Source organism: Alteromonas sp. 5NW40-0090 (assembly GCF_057552975.1).
In genome coordinates this window covers 166,215-182,479 of the sequence record NZ_BAAJLT010000005.1, presented here as the reverse complement: position 1 = coordinate 182,479, position 16,265 = coordinate 166,215, and the positions used below count along the sequence as shown (strand labels likewise).

The 16,265-nt window shown below is 44.3% G+C and carries 9 protein-coding genes; 1 reads left to right on the top strand and 8 read right to left on the bottom strand.

Annotation, left to right across the window (positions count from 1 at the left end; all coding sequences use genetic code 11):
• Positions 1-141: 141 nt before the first annotated feature.
• On the top strand, positions 142-1,164 hold the full coding sequence (locus tag AC27KT_RS07990) for a LacI family DNA-binding transcriptional regulator (RefSeq protein WP_487128892.1): 1,023 nt from the start codon (positions 142-144) through the stop codon (positions 1,162-1,164).
• A gap of 102 nt (positions 1,165-1,266) precedes the next feature.
• Here the strand turns inward: AC27KT_RS07990 and AC27KT_RS07985 are convergent, their stop codons facing one another.
• The 8 genes from AC27KT_RS07985 to AC27KT_RS07950 form a co-directional block, all read right to left on the bottom strand.
• Positions 1,267-2,964 carry an alpha-amylase family glycosyl hydrolase gene (locus tag AC27KT_RS07985; protein WP_487128890.1) on the bottom strand — a complete coding sequence of 566 codons (1,698 nt, stop codon included), beginning with the start codon at positions 2,962-2,964 and terminating at the stop codon, positions 1,267-1,269.
• Position 2,965: 1 nt separating this feature from the next.
• Positions 2,966-4,447 carry an MFS transporter gene (locus AC27KT_RS07980; RefSeq protein WP_014976545.1) on the bottom strand — a complete coding sequence of 494 codons (1,482 nt, stop codon included), beginning with the start codon at positions 4,445-4,447 and terminating at the stop codon, positions 2,966-2,968.
• A 38-nt stretch (positions 4,448-4,485) separates the two neighbouring features.
• Positions 4,486-6,426 (bottom strand): glycoside hydrolase family 13 protein, encoded by a 1,941-nt coding sequence (locus AC27KT_RS07975; protein WP_487128888.1) that lies wholly within the window; start codon positions 6,424-6,426, stop codon positions 4,486-4,488.
• Positions 6,427-6,582: 156 nt separating this feature from the next.
• Entirely contained in the window at positions 6,583-8,535 is a 1,953-nt protein-coding gene (locus AC27KT_RS07970; RefSeq protein WP_487128886.1) for an alpha-amylase family protein, read from the bottom strand.
• A 122-nt stretch (positions 8,536-8,657) separates the two neighbouring features.
• Positions 8,658-9,554, bottom strand: a complete 897-nt coding sequence (locus AC27KT_RS07965) for a PEP-CTERM/exosortase system-associated acyltransferase (RefSeq protein ID WP_487128884.1) — start codon at positions 9,552-9,554, stop codon at positions 8,658-8,660.
• Positions 9,555-9,650: 96 nt separating this feature from the next.
• Entirely contained in the window at positions 9,651-10,160 is a 510-nt protein-coding gene (locus AC27KT_RS07960; protein ID WP_487128882.1) for an RNA methyltransferase, read from the bottom strand.
• Positions 10,161-10,837: 677 nt separating this feature from the next.
• Entirely contained in the window at positions 10,838-11,689 is an 852-nt protein-coding gene (locus AC27KT_RS07955; protein WP_487128880.1) for a patatin-like phospholipase family protein, read from the bottom strand.
• 167 nt (positions 11,690-11,856) lie between these two features.
• A complete protein-coding gene (locus AC27KT_RS07950) occupies positions 11,857-16,188 on the bottom strand; it encodes an alpha-1,6-glucosidase domain-containing protein (protein WP_487128878.1) in 4,332 nt (1,443 codons plus the stop codon).
• Positions 16,189-16,265: the final 77 nt, after the last annotated feature.

The following is a 16,265-nucleotide window of genomic DNA, read 5'->3' as shown; positions in this document are numbered from 1 at the left end:
TTTAAAATATAAATAAGTACTAACGAAATCCTAACTTTGCGCGGCATTTGTGCTAATGCGTCTCAAAATCCGCGCGTCATCAGAAAAATATGGTAATCTAAATTCGCGACAACAAGGTCGTAGCAGCAAATCATGGTGTTTATGAAAGAAAAAGCAACCTCTTTTGATATTGCCCACTTGGCAGGGGTTTCGCAATCAACCGTCTCGCGAGCGCTAAACAACAGCCCGCTAGTCAACCAAGAAACTCGTGACCGCGTTCAGCGCATTGCCAGAGAACTCAATTACAAAGTGGACAAAAACGCGAGTAATTTGAGAAAGCAAAAGAGCAGCACAATCGCCCTTCTCTTGTTTGAAGATCCTACCTCTGATGATTCGATGATTAACCCGTTTTTCTTGGCGATGCTAGGAAGCATTACCCGTGCCTGTGCGCAAGCCAATTATGATCTTCTCGTATCATTTCAGAATCTAGAAGATGATTGGCACGCTGAATACGAAGACTCAAATAAGGCTGACGGTATCATTCTTCTTGGATACGGCGACTACACCGATTATCAAACCAAAGTTGCTCAGCTGGAATCACAAGGCACTCACTTTGTTCGTTGGGGTGCACCAGATGAAGCCCACCCTGGGGTTAGTATCGGTTGTGATAACTATCAAGGTGGCCAAAGTATAACGTCACATTTAATCGGCTTGGGTAAAACTTCCTTTGCGTTTATTGGCGACAATGGTGACCACGCCCCCGAATTTAAAGCGCGCTTTAATGGTTACTTTGAAACACTTCAATCGCATGGCCTTGACCTGTCTAGTGTTCAACGCAATGCTATTTCGACCGAGGACGCGGGGTCAGAAGCTTTGAAATCCTTGCTGCAAAGTGGTGAACTTCCCCAAGCAATTGTCTGCGCATCCGACCTTATTGCGATGGGCGTGCTAAGAGCGCTGCGTCAGGCAAAAGTGAACGTGCCAGATGATGTAGCCGTGGTTGGCTATGACAATATTGCGGTTTCAGCCTACACTACACCTTCTCTCACAACTGTACAGCAAAATACCAAACTGGCGGGCGAGTTACTGGTAAATACCTTAATAAAAGCCATTAACAACGAAGACGTTCAGGATTACTTAATGCCTGCGGATGTTATTATTAGGCAGTCATGTGGCAGTGAGTAAGCGTGTGCAAATTACGCGCTAGAAATTAAGCAATCACTGATTAACAAAAAGCCCCGGGCGTTAAACAACCACGGGGCTTTTTTATTGTGCGCTAAACACGTTTTATTGGCGGGCCAACTGATGCTTAATTTGAGCAAGTAATGCACTGTTGCTTACTTGACCTTCGCGCACCCATACCTGAACGCCATTGGGCTTAACCGTTGTGGTTAACGCGTCACCTAGTTCTACTGTTTGCGTATCTCCAGATAATTGCTCTGTCCAGTCGCCCGACTGCATAAAGTCACTAATCTCAAAAGATTGTGCGGCATTTCCCTTGTTAAGTAATACAAGTGCAGTCTGCTGTGTGTCTGCAGTATCAACAACGCGATAAAACGCCGCTTGATGACCGTCAAGTTCAACGTTGACTTGAACACCGCGCTGCAGTGCTACTGTGTTTTTACGCACATTGGCAATTTTTGTTAGCGCCTGTTGAATAGGATGTGTCTTGGCTTGGTCTAGGCGCTCTTGGCCAACATAGTTACGATTGCCGGCATGTTCCGCCGTACCGCGCATAAAGCCAAATTCAGATCCCATGTATACAACCGGAATGCCTCTTACTGTAAACAACCAATTGTGCGCATTTATAAAGCCTTCATCAGTGGCATTAATACGCGCCATATCGTGGTTATCGTAGAACGTAGTTAATTCATACGGATTGTTATATGGCCCATGCGTAAGGTGAAGCACCGTTTCTAATTCAGCAAAGTCACTCTCTAGCGGCTTCTCAAATACATTCACCATGGCCTTTTGCATAGGAAAGTCTAATACACTGACGCCCCCATTTTTCGGTAACGTATGCTGGGCAATGTTATTCGCCTCATAGTCAAATGCTTCGCCAAACATAAAAAAGTCAGGGTTTTGCTCGCGTATACGATCTGACGCTTCACGCCAAAACGCATGAGGCACATGCCTGATTGTATCTATTCTAAATGCATCAGCACCTTGAGAAATCCAATACAAATAGCTGTTGATGAGATAATCGCGTACGGCGGGGTTCTCGTCATCTAGATTAGAAAGCTTGACCAAATCTGGATAGTTGTGAAAAAAGCTATGAAGCGGGTTGTTTTCAGGGTCAAGATCTTCAGGCGCCAAGTTTTGATGATCAGCAACCAGATTTCCATCACTGTCATATATTTCCCCGTAGCCGGGTAAGTCCTTTTCCATGGTGAAGCTTGGTGTGCCATGATTTGCCACAATATCGAACACGGACTTAAGGCCATGCTGACGCATTTTCGCCGTATAGTCACTAACGCTTAAATTGGCGCTAACCAAATGCTCGTCAGCTTTATAGAAATTAGTTGCCCAATAGCCGTGATAACCGGTTTTACCACCGTCTTTAAAGGCACCTCCATAAGTAATGGGTTCATCGCCATTAAACGCATAGTCTGGGTTATCGTGGACAGGCGTCATCCATACTGCCGTGAACCCCATTTCTTTAATATAATCGGCGTTGTTTAAGATACCCTGTAAATCACCGCCCATGTAACCCACATAGGCTTTCTTTCCTTCAGGACCTTCTAAGGGCAGTTGCCACGTAGGGTGATCGCCTCCCTGCTCTTCATGATTGTTCGAAGGGTCGCCGTCTACAAAACGATCTGTCACAACAAAGTACACCGCTTCGCTAGCAAATGGCGTAGTGGTACCCACGATAGCGTGGCTGTTTTCTTGTATATCGTTAGATGAAGGAACAGATGTATTCGAGCAGGCTGAGCAAAATAAACCAGCTAACGTTAATGCGATTGTTGTACGATTAAATGACATATTAAGCTCCCTGCGCTTCTTCAATTTCTTGCTTATCGGCCTCGTTCACGAAGAAAACTGAAACCGCACCAATTAACATAGAAACTCCGGCAACAACGATAATGTACTTTGCGTCGTTGTCGAAAACAGAACTTAGGATCCAGCCAGCAGTTAGGCCTGATACAATTTGAGGGGCGGCAACGGTAAAGTTGAAGATACCCATATAAACACCCGTTTTATTTGCAGGTAACGCACCAGCTAACATAGCGTAAGGCATAGCAAGAATGGCAGCCCACGCAATACCTACGCCTACCATAGGGATTAACAGCTTCACTGCGCCCAAAGGTACTGTTACTTCAGTAATCAGTAAGTTTACGTTGATCATCGTCAGGTCTTGGAATAACAAGAAGCTTACGTAGCTCAGGCCACCTAGCGCTAAAGACGAAGCGTAAACCGTTTTGCGACCAAACTTGTCAGCAAGTTTTGCCAAGAAAATAGAAAAAATAGCAGCAAATACCGAATACGCAGCAAATAGAATCCCTACCCAATCACCAGCGGCTCCTTTGGCCATAATGATGGTTTCAGGCACCATCGGGGCTGCAGCAATATAAGCTGGGTCAAACCACTGCTTATCAACATTCCATATATGTTGCGTGATAGCAGGTGTGGTATATACCCACATGATGAAGAGCGCAAACCACGAGAAAAACTGCACGACAGCAAGTTGTTTCATCGTCTTTGGCATATCTTTTACTAACGTGAAAAACTCACTTAAGCGTTGTCCTAGCGGCGCTTTAGGCGCTTTTTCAGTTGCAGGCTTCTCTTCGGTAAGCCCTTTATAGCGGTTGTATTCATCTGGTGCGTATTCTTTGGTACGAACTACCGTCCAAATGACCGTACCAAGCAGTACTGTAGCGCCAATGTAGAAAGCCCAAACAACAGAAGGTGCAACCTCACCCATTTGTGCCGTATTTTCAAGGCCAATAACATTGGTAAGTACAAATGGCAGTATTGAGCCGATAACTGCGCCTATATTAATCAGTAACGACTGAATCGAATAGCCAACATTGCGTTGTGACGGCGGTACCATGTCTGACACCAATGAGCGAAACGGCTGAAAACATACGTTAAACGACGCGTCCATAAGTGCAACCATTAACGCGCCCATTACCATAGGTGCCAAGAAGGCAACAAATATCGGCGCATTTGGCAGTAAAATCATACCCAATACTGCGGCGATTGCACCAGCAAGGATGAACGGGCGGCGTCGACCTAATCGATTCCACGTTCTATCAGATGCTGAGCCAACAATTGGTTGAACGATTAACCCCATGATTGGCGCGACGAGCCAAAATAGTGATAGCGAGTGAAGATCTGCCCCTAAGTCTGAAAGGATCCGACTTACGTTTGCGTTTTGCAGTGCAAAACCGAATTGAACACCTAGAAAGCCAAAGCTGACGTTCCATATTTGCCAGAAAGAAAGGCGTGGTTGAGTTGCTTGCATACTTTGCTCTATTTATTGTTTTACTATAATTAATACGATTACTGCACAATGAAAACACTAGCAGACATTGCTGGTAAGCTTAAGGTATCCGTTGTCTTAAAAGATATCCCATCGCTAACTCGTGTTAACGTCTGGTGTGTGCTTAGCACCTCTGCATACTTGCTTAGAGGCAGGTCTACTGGCTTTTTATTTAAGATGACCAATATTTTATCAGACTGATTAGTATTTGATTTATCTGCACCACTGGCTGAATCGACATTTGCCTCTCGAATATAGGTATAAACCCCATTCTCTGGTGCAAAATGCTTCAACAGGCCTTTAAACTGCAAAGGGTGTGATTTACGCAGTTGAAGTAACCCCTTCACACGCTGCTGTGCCCAACGCTCATCATCCGTTAAACCGTGCCCGGTAAAAGCATTTTTATCATTGTCCGAAGGCCACCCGCCTGGAAAGTCAGAACGAATAATACCGTGGTCTTCACTACCTCCGTTACCCATCAAAATTTCTGTACCGTAAAAAACTTGTGGAATACCGCGCGTAGTGAGCAATAGCGTCATAGCCATATTCCATTTGTCTTTATCATGACCGAGCTGAGTAAAAATGCGGCTCATATCGTGGTTATCAGGAAAGATAACTAAATTATTAGGGTCGCCATACAAAAAGTCAGTTGCTAAGGTTTCGTATACAGAAACGAAGCCAGAATTCCAGCTTTCGTCATTGCTCAACGCTTTCACGACTGCGGCTTGAAGCGGGAAATCCATAACCGATGGTAGTGCGCTATCGTAATCATCGTGGCGGTGGCTACCCGCCTGCCAATATGCCGTGATTGCGGGGTTAACTGACCACTCTTCCCCTACTATATTGAAATTCGGGTACTCGTCCATTATGCGGTTTGTCCATTGGCTCAAAAATGCCTTATCAGGATAGGAGTATGTATCCACGCGTATGCCACTTAACCCAGCGTGTTCAACCCACCAAATCGCGTTTTGAATAAGGTAGTTCGCCAAATGCGGATTGCGCTGATTTAAGTCCGGCATGGTTGGCACAAACCAACCATCGCTAAACCCTTTTTTATCGCTCGCTACGGCGTGAGGGTCGTGAAGAGCTTCACGCTTGTGGGTTGTCCCTACAAATTTACCGTTGTTATTGATCCAGTCGTGTGACGGCGTATCTTTCATCCATAAATGATTACTGCCGATATGGTTAAGTACCATATCCATAATAATGCCAAGGCCCTTTGATTTAGCTTCAGTACTTAACGCAACAAAATCGTCATTAGAACCAAATCTAGGGTCTATTTTGTAGTAATCCGTGGTGGAATAGCCATGATAACTGTATTTATCCATGGCATTTTCGAGCATGGGCATTGTCCATATTTGAGTAAAGCCCATATCCTGAATGTAGTTGAGGTTATCAACAATACCTTGAATGTCACCACCGTGACGACCACCTTTGAATGAACGGTCTGTGGGATCGCCATACCCCTTAACATTATCATTTTCCTCATTACCATTGGCATATCTGTCGGGGGCAATAAGATAAATAGCATCTTGAGGTCCAAAGCCTTTGCGCGACGCTGAGCCTTGTGCTCTTTTTTCTAGCGTGTAAGTAAAATCACGGGTCGTACCATCGCTATCAGTAAGCCTGATAACTAGTTCCTGAGCACTAACATTCGACGTATCTAGCGTTACGAATAGATAGTTCTCACTATCAAGGGCTTGGCTATGCTTAACGCTTACATCGCCTTTCGCAATTGAAACAGTGTCATCGGCAACATCATCACCATAAAGCATCAACTCTACACTACTGTTTTGCATACCAACCCACCAATTCGGCGGGTAAACGTCAATGCCACTGTTTGCAGATGATTGACCTGAGAACAAAGGAAAAGTAGTGATACTGGTGAGGAGAAGCGGAATTGCGCGCTTTTGGATTTTTTTATGACCACTGTCACTAGTTATACGATTACGTTTTGGCACATCAACCCCATGTTAAAAATACGTTAAGTACAAGATGGTGATGAGATACTACCTTGCCCGCCCGATCAGACCAATGCTCTGCATACGTATTCACGAAACACCATGTAAAAAAACATGGTGTTTCGCGTTAACTCAGCAGCATGTGATAAAGACTAATTAGAAGGCGAATACTTTAGTCTCAAGCCCTTCCAATGAGAACGAAGCGTTGTAGTTAATGCCCTCTTTTTCTAGTGTTATGCCTTCATGGGATAGCATAGGCGCTAGCGTGATCCGATCGCTGTCTTTACCTAAAACATTTGAAGGAACAACAAGTTTCATTGCACCTGTAGGCTTATCGTTAAAATTAGCCACAACCACAAATCCGTGTTCACCTTGCGCACGCACAAAAGCAAATTGCTGCTCAGTATAGGCTGAATCTTTCACATCAAGATTGAGCGCGTGAAGGCTTTGATATTCACCTGTAACTGCAGGGTTTGTGGCAGCAATAGCCATCACGTCTTGGTAAAATTGGTGAAGTGCTTTTTCATCTTCGGTAGATTTCCCTGCATCAAACTTACCGTCGTTCATAAAACGCTGATGGGCAGGAACACCTACATAATCGAAAATTGACGTACGTGTTGGATCTCCAAAACCAGTCTCTTCGCTACCGTCTTCACCCACATCTTGACCAAAGTACAACAGCGTAGGCGAACTGCTAATAAGCGCACTTACTGCAAGCGCGGGTTTACCTTTCTGGGCACTACCGGCAAAGTCGGGGCTGGCGATACGTTGTTCGTCGTGATTTTCTAAAAAATGAAGCATATGCGGGGCGATATCATTGATTTCATCATGAATAGTAACCAGTTTGCTTACTTTTCCACTCCCTTGCATAATCGTTTTTAATGTGTCGTAGAAACCCACCTTGTCGTAAAGGTAGTCCATTTTGCCTTGGTGGATATACTCGCGATACTTATCTGGTTGATAAACTTCCGCTAGCAAGAAAGCATTGGGTGCCTTTTGTTTAATACTGCTATTTAGAAACGACCAAAACTCGACAGGCACCATTTCGGCCATATCGTAGCGGAAACCGTCGACACCTTTAGCTATCCAATAATGTGCAATATCTCTGAATTTATACCACGAATCTGGTACGTCTTTTCCTTGCCAAAATGCGGCATGTTCTTCAAAAGACTTATCACTGTACTCTTCAGGTAAAACTGGAAAGTCGTAAGTGCCGTCAGGCTTCACGCCATAGTTCACTTTTACGGTCTCATACCAGTCGTTTATATCCGGTTTCGAAGCTCTAGCACCGTTGCCTGTCCATTTTGCTGGAAACTCTTCGAACTTACCGTCAGATAGTGGATGCTTTTCACCACCTAGAGGTTGATAGTTATCAGCTGTGGGCACTTGAAACGCTTCACCTACTACATAGTAAAAGTTGTTATCACGGGCGTATTCAACAGACGTGTCGTCGTGCGCGCCGAAATCACTTACACCTTCAGGTGCAGAAAGTGAATGGTAATCACGGGCGACATGATTGGGCACGATATCGATAATAACCTTCATTCCCGCTGCGTGAGTCCTGGCAATTAGCGCTTCAAATTCTTCTAAACGCTTGGCTGGATCATCGGCTAGGTCTGGATTAACGTTGTAGTAATCTTTAACTGCGTAGGGAGAGCCCGCTCTGCCTTTCACTACATCTGGGTCGTCGTTTGAAATACCAAAATCAGTGTAGTCATTAATCACCGCATGGTGCGGCACACCGGTATACCAGATATGACTGGTTCCCAAGGATTTTATGGCCTTTAGCGCTTCGGGAGTAAAATCACTAAACTTACCTACCCCATTGTGCTCAATTGTGCCCCAAGGCTGGTTATTTGTATTCGTGTTTCCAAACAAGCGAGTAAAAACTTGATAAACAACAGGTTTACCTTGCCTTTCAGCCGAATCGTTTAGCGTCGAACTTTCGCCGCTTTGACCAGATGGTTTCAGGCTAGCGTCTTTGGTCACCGGTTTTTGATTATTCACTGCAGAGTTCGGCCCTGTACACGCTGTTATTCCAATTGACAGCATAGCAATTGACAAGGGTTTAAGACAAAAACGAAATTGGAAATTTGGCATGGTAATCATTGTGATAAACGTAAATTATGTCAACAGGATACGCGTTAACTGGATGTTAAAAAACATGCATACGTATTCAAACATAAAAAAACCGCCTGACGAGGCGGCTTAGTATTCCAGATAGCATGGTGTCATGCTGCATGGGCTATGCGAAGAGGCTTTCGAGTATGCTCAATGGTGGGAACGGCCACATCGCCAATAGCTTGTAACGCACTATTTAGTTCTGAATGAATCTTTCTGTGAAAACCTTTTAGTGGTTTTGCTAAATCATCAAGCAGTACATGCGGTGACAATCTATATGGCATACGTTTGCCATTGAATTCAATAGCTTCACCTACTGGATTAAAATGAATACCGAATGCCTTCATTCTTCTTGCTAACTTAGGCTCCATAAGCACATAGGCATGCTTAACGTTTAAATGAAGGCACACACTCGTTGCCATTAAGTACAGCGCAATTGAAAGATAAGGAAAATGCTCAACGTTAAATGGAACATTTTTCTTTTGTTTAACTTTTTCAATTTTTTCAGAGGGTAGGATTTTAGAGCGTAACTGTCGCACTCTAAATTCTCTCGGTATTGCAAGGCGAGAGATTTCACAGACGCTTTGTGGAGACAAGTTTGAAGGTAGCAATGCACCATCGCCAATTACTTCCGCACACTTTTCTTCTAATGGAAGTGCCAAGCCAGCTTCAGTTGGCAAGACCAACCTTATCGTGCCTGCACACTCTCCTGTTGGCAAATGCTTGATGTAGCAATTGATCGCGCGATCATCAAACTTGTCTTTTTCTAATGCAGTGGCATTTTTCTGCTCGAAGTTCATTTCTTCACAATACACTTTGTGTCGCGTTTTATAACTCACCTGCTTTTCACTTTCTTCGTTAGCAATCACAAGTTCGTAACGGCTAAAGAAGAAACTAGAAATACTTTCTTCGAGTGAAAAACGTTTAGGGAGCACCCTAGAAAATGTTTGTGGTAGTCGACTCAGTTTGTTAGACACGGCGCCATTAAACGCTCGAACTGCGCTCATTGTTCTCATCTTCAACGCAAAGCTCCCCTGATTTAATTTATTATTAGGCTTGTGGGTAACTTCCTGTTCGCAACGACAGCCTTAGTTATTTGATTTCTATTTAATCTTAGATTTGTTATTCGTATCTCTACTTTGTCTGATAAGTGCATCCCCACTCACGTAATCAGACTTAGATAGACGGTCATACAGCAATACATTTGCTGTGGCCGCTAAATTCATGCATGAATAAGTAGGAACGTAGACAACATGATCGCACCAAGACAAAACGTCTTCGCCAATACTGCCATCTTCAGGACCTAGCAAGTAAAACGCATTGTTCGGGTGCTCAAACGAAGGTAGTGGTGTAGCCCCCTCTACCAGTTCAACCGCTACGACTGACGCACCTTCAGGCACTACTTCTTTTAAGTCGTCGACCCCAATGGTCGGTATGACTTTGTGGAACGCTTTCGTATCAGCATTAAAATCCTTGGCGAATCGATAACGCTGACCAGTGTAAAAGACACTTGCTACACCATAGCAGCCAGCAGCTCGCAGTATAGAAGCAACATTCACGGGATTTTTTGGGTTTATTAACCCAATTGAGATTTTCTGAGTTTCTAATTGCACGTTTTATTTGTTTTTTTTATTTATAATTCGATACTGCCACGTCTTTCAGCATGCTTCTATGCATAAACCTAAAAAGTAGCCATAAGTATTAAGCTGCATACTCGATTGTTATAACGCATATTACCGTGACAATATTAACGACCCGATTTTCGGTCACAAATAACGCCATTTTTAAGCGTTGTAACGCATTGTTTTTATGATATTTTCAAGAACACCCGCTTAGCTGAAAACGAATATTACACATCGACAATGTTCTCCGGCTCGGATTGCCCTTGTGTATTAAGAGTTATAACTTTACTTGTTCTATTTCAGCAAAATACAGACCAATTCCATGAAAATTTTGCAAGATAAATGCAAAGTTTACACGGTATTTATCATTGTTTAATATAAGTTTATAAATATCAATAAGTTATAAACACAATAAAAAAAGCATTTATTCTTGCCGTTGTAATAATAAAATGTCGTGCGTTTTTTTAAAGGTGATCGAGCAACGAAAGTGTGCGGCGTAATAACGCAAAAATAGATGAGCTTTAAAATTGTGTAGCTAATTTGAAACACCTTAAGCCATTGAGATATATAGCTTTAAAGTCTTGAAACAAAAAAGCTTGGATATATCCAAGCTTTAAAGTTGCACTGTTGCTTAATCGCTACATGTGTAGAGGCGTATTATGATAGTTTCACGCCGATTTTCGATTTGCGACCGAATAAATAGCTTTTATATAGCGTCTTGCCATACGTCGACCCTGGCCATAACCCCTTAGTAGCTTTTTCTTATCCATGGTAAGACGTTTTACACAGAAAGCTTCGTCTGGCGCGATTACCCTTATAGTGCAGTCGGCTGGTGGATTATTTAAAAAGTCGAGCGTTTCATTGTAAATGGCTGCGCGCTGAAGCATCTTTTCAAGGATAGCAGGCTGGTTCCCATACATCTTTTGCATTAACCAGGTTGATTTTACTTCGGGCTTGGTGAATCCAAGTGGTTGAGAAAGTATCACGGTAATATCTCGTGCGCCCATATTGTAAGCTTTAATGGCAGGTATTGCATCGGCAACGCCGCCATCAAGATAGCGCGTACCGTTTATTATTATTTCATCCCTGTATGCGGTGGGCAACGCACAAGAAGCTACCATCAAGTCATCGACATTATCCTTGGTGGCCTGTATATATTCACACTCACCTGACTCGGCATTTGTTACCCCTACGTACAAAGGCATGCTGCTCTTTTCGCCAGGCGCGGGAATATTCATGGACTGTTTAGAGTGATGCCATAGCCAATGGACATCTGTCATGTGCCCCCCTTTTATGAATCGAAGGGGGCTGAAAAATTCGCGCTTCGTTGCATATTGGGTAATGATGGTCTTGCTTAAGCCATGCATTTTTGAGACGTAAGTCGACAAATTTGTCGCACCAGCGGAAACCCCTAATGTGAAATCAAAAGGGTAATAATCTTGCTCCATGAATTTGTCTAGTACGCCAGCCGCAAATATTCCGCGCATCGCGCCACCCTCTACAACTAATGCACTTTTCATCCGCCCTCTCCTTGTAAACACGTTGACAATCATCTGGTATGACCACTTTCGGTATCAACTATCCTACAAGAGAATCAAGAGATATGCCAAGAAGAAAAAACCGCGAACAAGGTCGCGGTTTTTAAATTGTTAACACTTAGACGTTAACTAAACTTTCTGATGAGCATTTATTTCATCGTTACTGTCAACATGGGTGCGTTACCATCTGGCCCGGTAACTCTAAACTCATAAAGACCAGATTCAGCAATTTCAATCAACAAATTGTTGTTACTTTGCCCTAATAATTTAGGCTCACTGGGAATGACAACATTACTCGCAGCATCGTTGGGGTTACCAAGGTTGACCGTTGACCAATCTTCAGAGGCCACTTTGAACTCGATACTACCTGCGCTTAACTCAATGTCAGCGATGTAGACTCCTTCTCCTTGATATTCAAACATATCTTCGGCACCCCATCCGTTCATACCGCCACGGATATAAACTTCTGTTTCTCCCCAAAACGCTTCTTTAAACACACCTATGGTAGGCGCGTCTATGTCGGTTACGTTGAACACGAAAACATAGCGGTCAGCAGTTTCAATGTTGAGAATCAGGTTGTCGTTTGTCGCAGCCAACCCAAGAGTTTGACCTGGCGCTAAGTTACGATCGGCATCGTCGGCGGACAAAGCACCAAAATTCACGGTACTCCAATCTTCTGAAGCAACCTTAAACTCGTAAGTCCCTGGCTCAAAATCACGAGAAAAAGTGTAAATACGTCCGCCCTGGTACGCAAATTCCTCAGCCGTACCCCAGTCGTTCATTGCACCACGAAGATACACTGGTGTGCCAACATAGGGCTCTTCGTTCTCTACCATAAGAATTGGTGCTTCGCTATCAGTCGCATCAATAGTAAACAGGTAGGTCGCGCTCGTCACTGGTGTAAATGAAAGGTTGGTATTAGTACGTGCAAGAACCTTTTCTTCACCCGCTATTACTGTACCTTCTTCACCATCCGCCGCGCCAAAGTTCACTGTACTCCAATCTTCAGATGCGAATTTGAATCCATATGTAACGCCACCTTCAAGTGTAGCTGTTACAGTGTACTTACCGTCACCCTGATAGGTAAATGCATCATCCGTTGACCAACCATTCATATCTCCACGCAGGTAAGCAATGGTGTCGCCGTAAGGAACCACATCAGGCGCACCAGACGTGGCATACGCTGATAGACCATAACCTTGGGCTCCAGACTGTGGTTTTACGAACACAGCAATAGTTAGTGCAGGAACGGTAAAGGTTCCATTACCCTCTTCACCTTCTACAAATGTGGCGCCGCGTACCGCAGCATCGACAGAATTCATTTGTGTGGCGTGAAGCGAAAAACCTGTTGCTGTGTTTACCGTGATAGACTTCTCTTCATACCCTGTATTCACTAGCACCATAACCGCATCATTCATCATGTCTAAATCTTGGCGAGGTACTTCGCTGTTTTCAGATATGCCGTCATCAATACTCATCGCTATGAGACCGCGCTGCTGGCGTTCGCCAATATTGTGGAAACCTATACGATCGATGATGTCTTCTGCGGTGGTTAATCTAAACAGCGGACTTGTCATTCGAATATTAAGCAATTCTGCAAACACATCAGAGGCAAACATTATATCTGCCATTGAGGCCGCGCGATTTGGATTGTAAATGAATTCACCCATTTCTTCCCAACGGGCTTCGTTGTCTTGTGCCAACGGTAAACCTACGTTCCAGTTGTTCGTTTCGTAGGTGAAATCGACGTAGTTAAACCAGTCGCCCGCATCATAGGTATTTCTATCCATTGATTTTGAGCGAAGCATGTCGCCGCCCATTTGTAAAAATGGAATACCTTGAGACACAAGATTAATACCCATTGCTACATTTTGGGCACGAACCCGCTGTTCTAGAGTAATATCTTGCGGAAGTGTGTAGTTTAACTGATCCCACAGTGTTTCATTATCATGCTTCGACACGTAGTTAATGATATCCGCAGGATCTTCTGCGTAGCCGCCTAAGTTACTGGTAGCGCCTGCACTTCCTGAAGACGTTTCCAAAACATAGTCTTTTAACGTTCCGATCATGCCCATTTTTACACGGTCTTGCGCGCTTAATAGCCCTTCATCTTCCGGTCTAAAGATAGCGCCTTGGCGAATAGCTTCGCGAATACGGTCGTTATAGGTACCAATCTCGGTACCAGCCATATTGAGCTGGCTCGCTTGCTCGTAACCGCGGTCTATTTTAGTCCAGCCTTCACCGTAGAAATAGTTGTCAGCATCGATAGCTTGGACTGCATCACGCAAGCGTACCATAGTGTCTTTTGTAGCTTGGCTCATGATGTCGAAACGGAATGAATCATACTTATAATGCTCAGTCCACATTAGCAGCGAGTCTTCCATGAACTTTTCCATCATGACATTGCGAGGCTCTGTGTCATCACAGCACGTTTCACGAACAATCGCACCCGTATCCACTTCATAACGGTGATAGTAGCCCGGTACAGCTTTGTCTAATACTGACTTACTGAAAACACCCGACGCATTGGTATGGTTATAGACTACATCCAGTGCAACACGTAGCCCCATCTCGTGAAGGGCTTGGATCATGGCGCGCATTTCTACAATGCGTTCTACACCCTCTGCACTCGACGCATAGCTGCCTTCCGGCGCGTTAAAGTGATGAGGATCATAGCCCCAGTTGAATGTATCTAGATTGCGTAAATCATTAGTAAGCTGCTGAGCTTTACCCGCTTGAGATAAAGGATCGTAACCGTTGTAAACGTCAATTAGCAATGCATCAGCGCTTTCTTCTTCACATACAGCAGCGCTGCTATTTAAGCGACACAGCTTGCCTACCGTATCGTATAAATCTACCGTTTTTGTTGGATCCTCATCGATGGTTGCAATGTCACTTGCTGGAAGTATATGGAAGTAAGTAAGCCCGGCTTCAACAAGCTTTTTAAGGTGCTCAACCGGTGCTGTGCCCTCTTCAGTAAAGGCAAGGTATTTACCTCTATTTTCCTCAGACGTAGACATATCACGTACGCTAAAGTCACGAACGTGTCCTTCGTAAATGACTGCATCTTCATAATTTTCAACCGTCGGAATAGTATGAGTATCCCAGCCTTGTGGTTTTAAATCATCATCAGCTAGATTTACGAAGCGAGAGAAACGGCCGTTTGTGCTTAGTGACACAGAATATGGGTCTGTAACAAGCAGGGTTTCTACATTCCCCGTAATAGGGTGATAGACGGTAACTTCATAACGGTAAAGCTGACGGTCAAGGGACATATCGCCTTCATGACGCCAGACACCAGACGTATCATCGCGAACCATATCAATACGATGGCTTAATGTCTTGTTGTCGGTATAAATCAGAAGATCAACATTTGAAGCAGTAGGCGCCCACAATGCGGCAGTAATACCTGTATCAGAGTAGATACCACCAAGTTGAGCTTCGTCGGCATCGTCTTCACCGAGCGTATATAGTGCGTCTATTCCGTTAGCCAGTTGGATCCCGGTCGCAACAACCAGCGCACCGTCAGCATCGTACCCCCCTACTACGGTTTGTGTCGTCAACACGGTTTTAGCATCTTCAACCGACCAGTCTCCCTCCCAAGCCTGCATAGCAGATAAGTGCGGCGCACGGGCAGATTGCTCCTCGGTAAGTGTTGTACTCATTAACGTTACTTGAGTACCGTTAATCCCCTCTTCCAGCGTGCTCTCTAAGTCAGCCTGTGCTGAATAGTGAAGTTTCACCTCTGAAACGGTTTCGGGTACGTCCCATAAAATAGTGTTGGCATCTAACCAATGCGCACCAAAACCCTCGATATCAACAGGCTGAGGACCAAGAGACATGATAGGGAACTCAAATATGGTTGCCTCGCCAGAAAGGGTAAAATTCATGCGTACAAATGTTTCATCATCTTGTACTAAAGAGCCCTGGAAGTCTCCGCCTCCCATTTCTTTTCCGGCATCATCAGTGCCTTTGTGGATGATGAAATTGTGACAACTTCCATACCCTTCTTTAAGGTCTAGGATCCAATACGCACCATAGTTTGGATCGATACCGCTATGAATGCGACCGTTGGCCCAATCCGTGTCTGCGTCAGCATAAGCATCACACTGGTCGTTGTTCCAAGTATGTAGCCTCCAGCCTTCATAAGCTGCATCGTTACTTGAGTTATCAGCGTCAACAGCAGCCCGATTATAATAAAGTACAGCTTGATTAGATGAAGGGGTAAATACAGGTGCAGGTAGACTTGGATCAGCACCGGCTTCACATGCATCGTTCGCTTCATTAGGTACGAGCGGCGCATCGCATTGAATAGGTGGTGGCGGTTCACAAGCCGTACCTGTTGAATTAGGTACATTTGGAACCTCACAGGTAAGCAGATCGTTCGTGCCCGACTCTACGCCCGAGCCACCGCAACCTGCGAGTGTATATGCGCCTACTACGAGTAACGCAGCGCGCACTACTCTTTTTTTAGTAAACATAGAATTCTCCTGAATATTTTCGCTACTTTTGGCAACCGAATATTCCGTCGTGTTGCTAAATAAATTACCTAAGATGC

Bases quoted from the DNA above. Each gene is read 5' to 3' on its own strand.
- AC27KT_RS07990 (WP_487128892.1), top strand. From the start codon at position 142: ATGAAAGAAAAAGCAACCTCTTTTGATATTGCCCACTTGGCAGGGGTT.
- AC27KT_RS07985 (WP_487128890.1), bottom strand. From the start codon at position 2,964: ATGTCATTTAATCGTACAACAATCGCATTAACGTTAGCTGGTTTATTT.
- AC27KT_RS07980 (WP_014976545.1), bottom strand. From the start codon at position 4,447: ATGCAAGCAACTCAACCACGCCTTTCTTTCTGGCAAATATGGAACGTC.
- AC27KT_RS07970 (WP_487128886.1), bottom strand. From the start codon at position 8,535: ATGATTACCATGCCAAATTTCCAATTTCGTTTTTGTCTTAAACCCTTG.
- AC27KT_RS07965 (WP_487128884.1), bottom strand. From the start codon at position 9,554: ATGAGCGCAGTTCGAGCGTTTAATGGCGCCGTGTCTAACAAACTGAGT.
- AC27KT_RS07955 (WP_487128880.1), bottom strand. From the start codon at position 11,689: ATGAAAAGTGCATTAGTTGTAGAGGGTGGCGCGATGCGCGGAATATTT.
- AC27KT_RS07950 (WP_487128878.1), bottom strand. From the start codon at position 16,188: ATGTTTACTAAAAAAAGAGTAGTGCGCGCTGCGTTACTCGTAGTAGGC.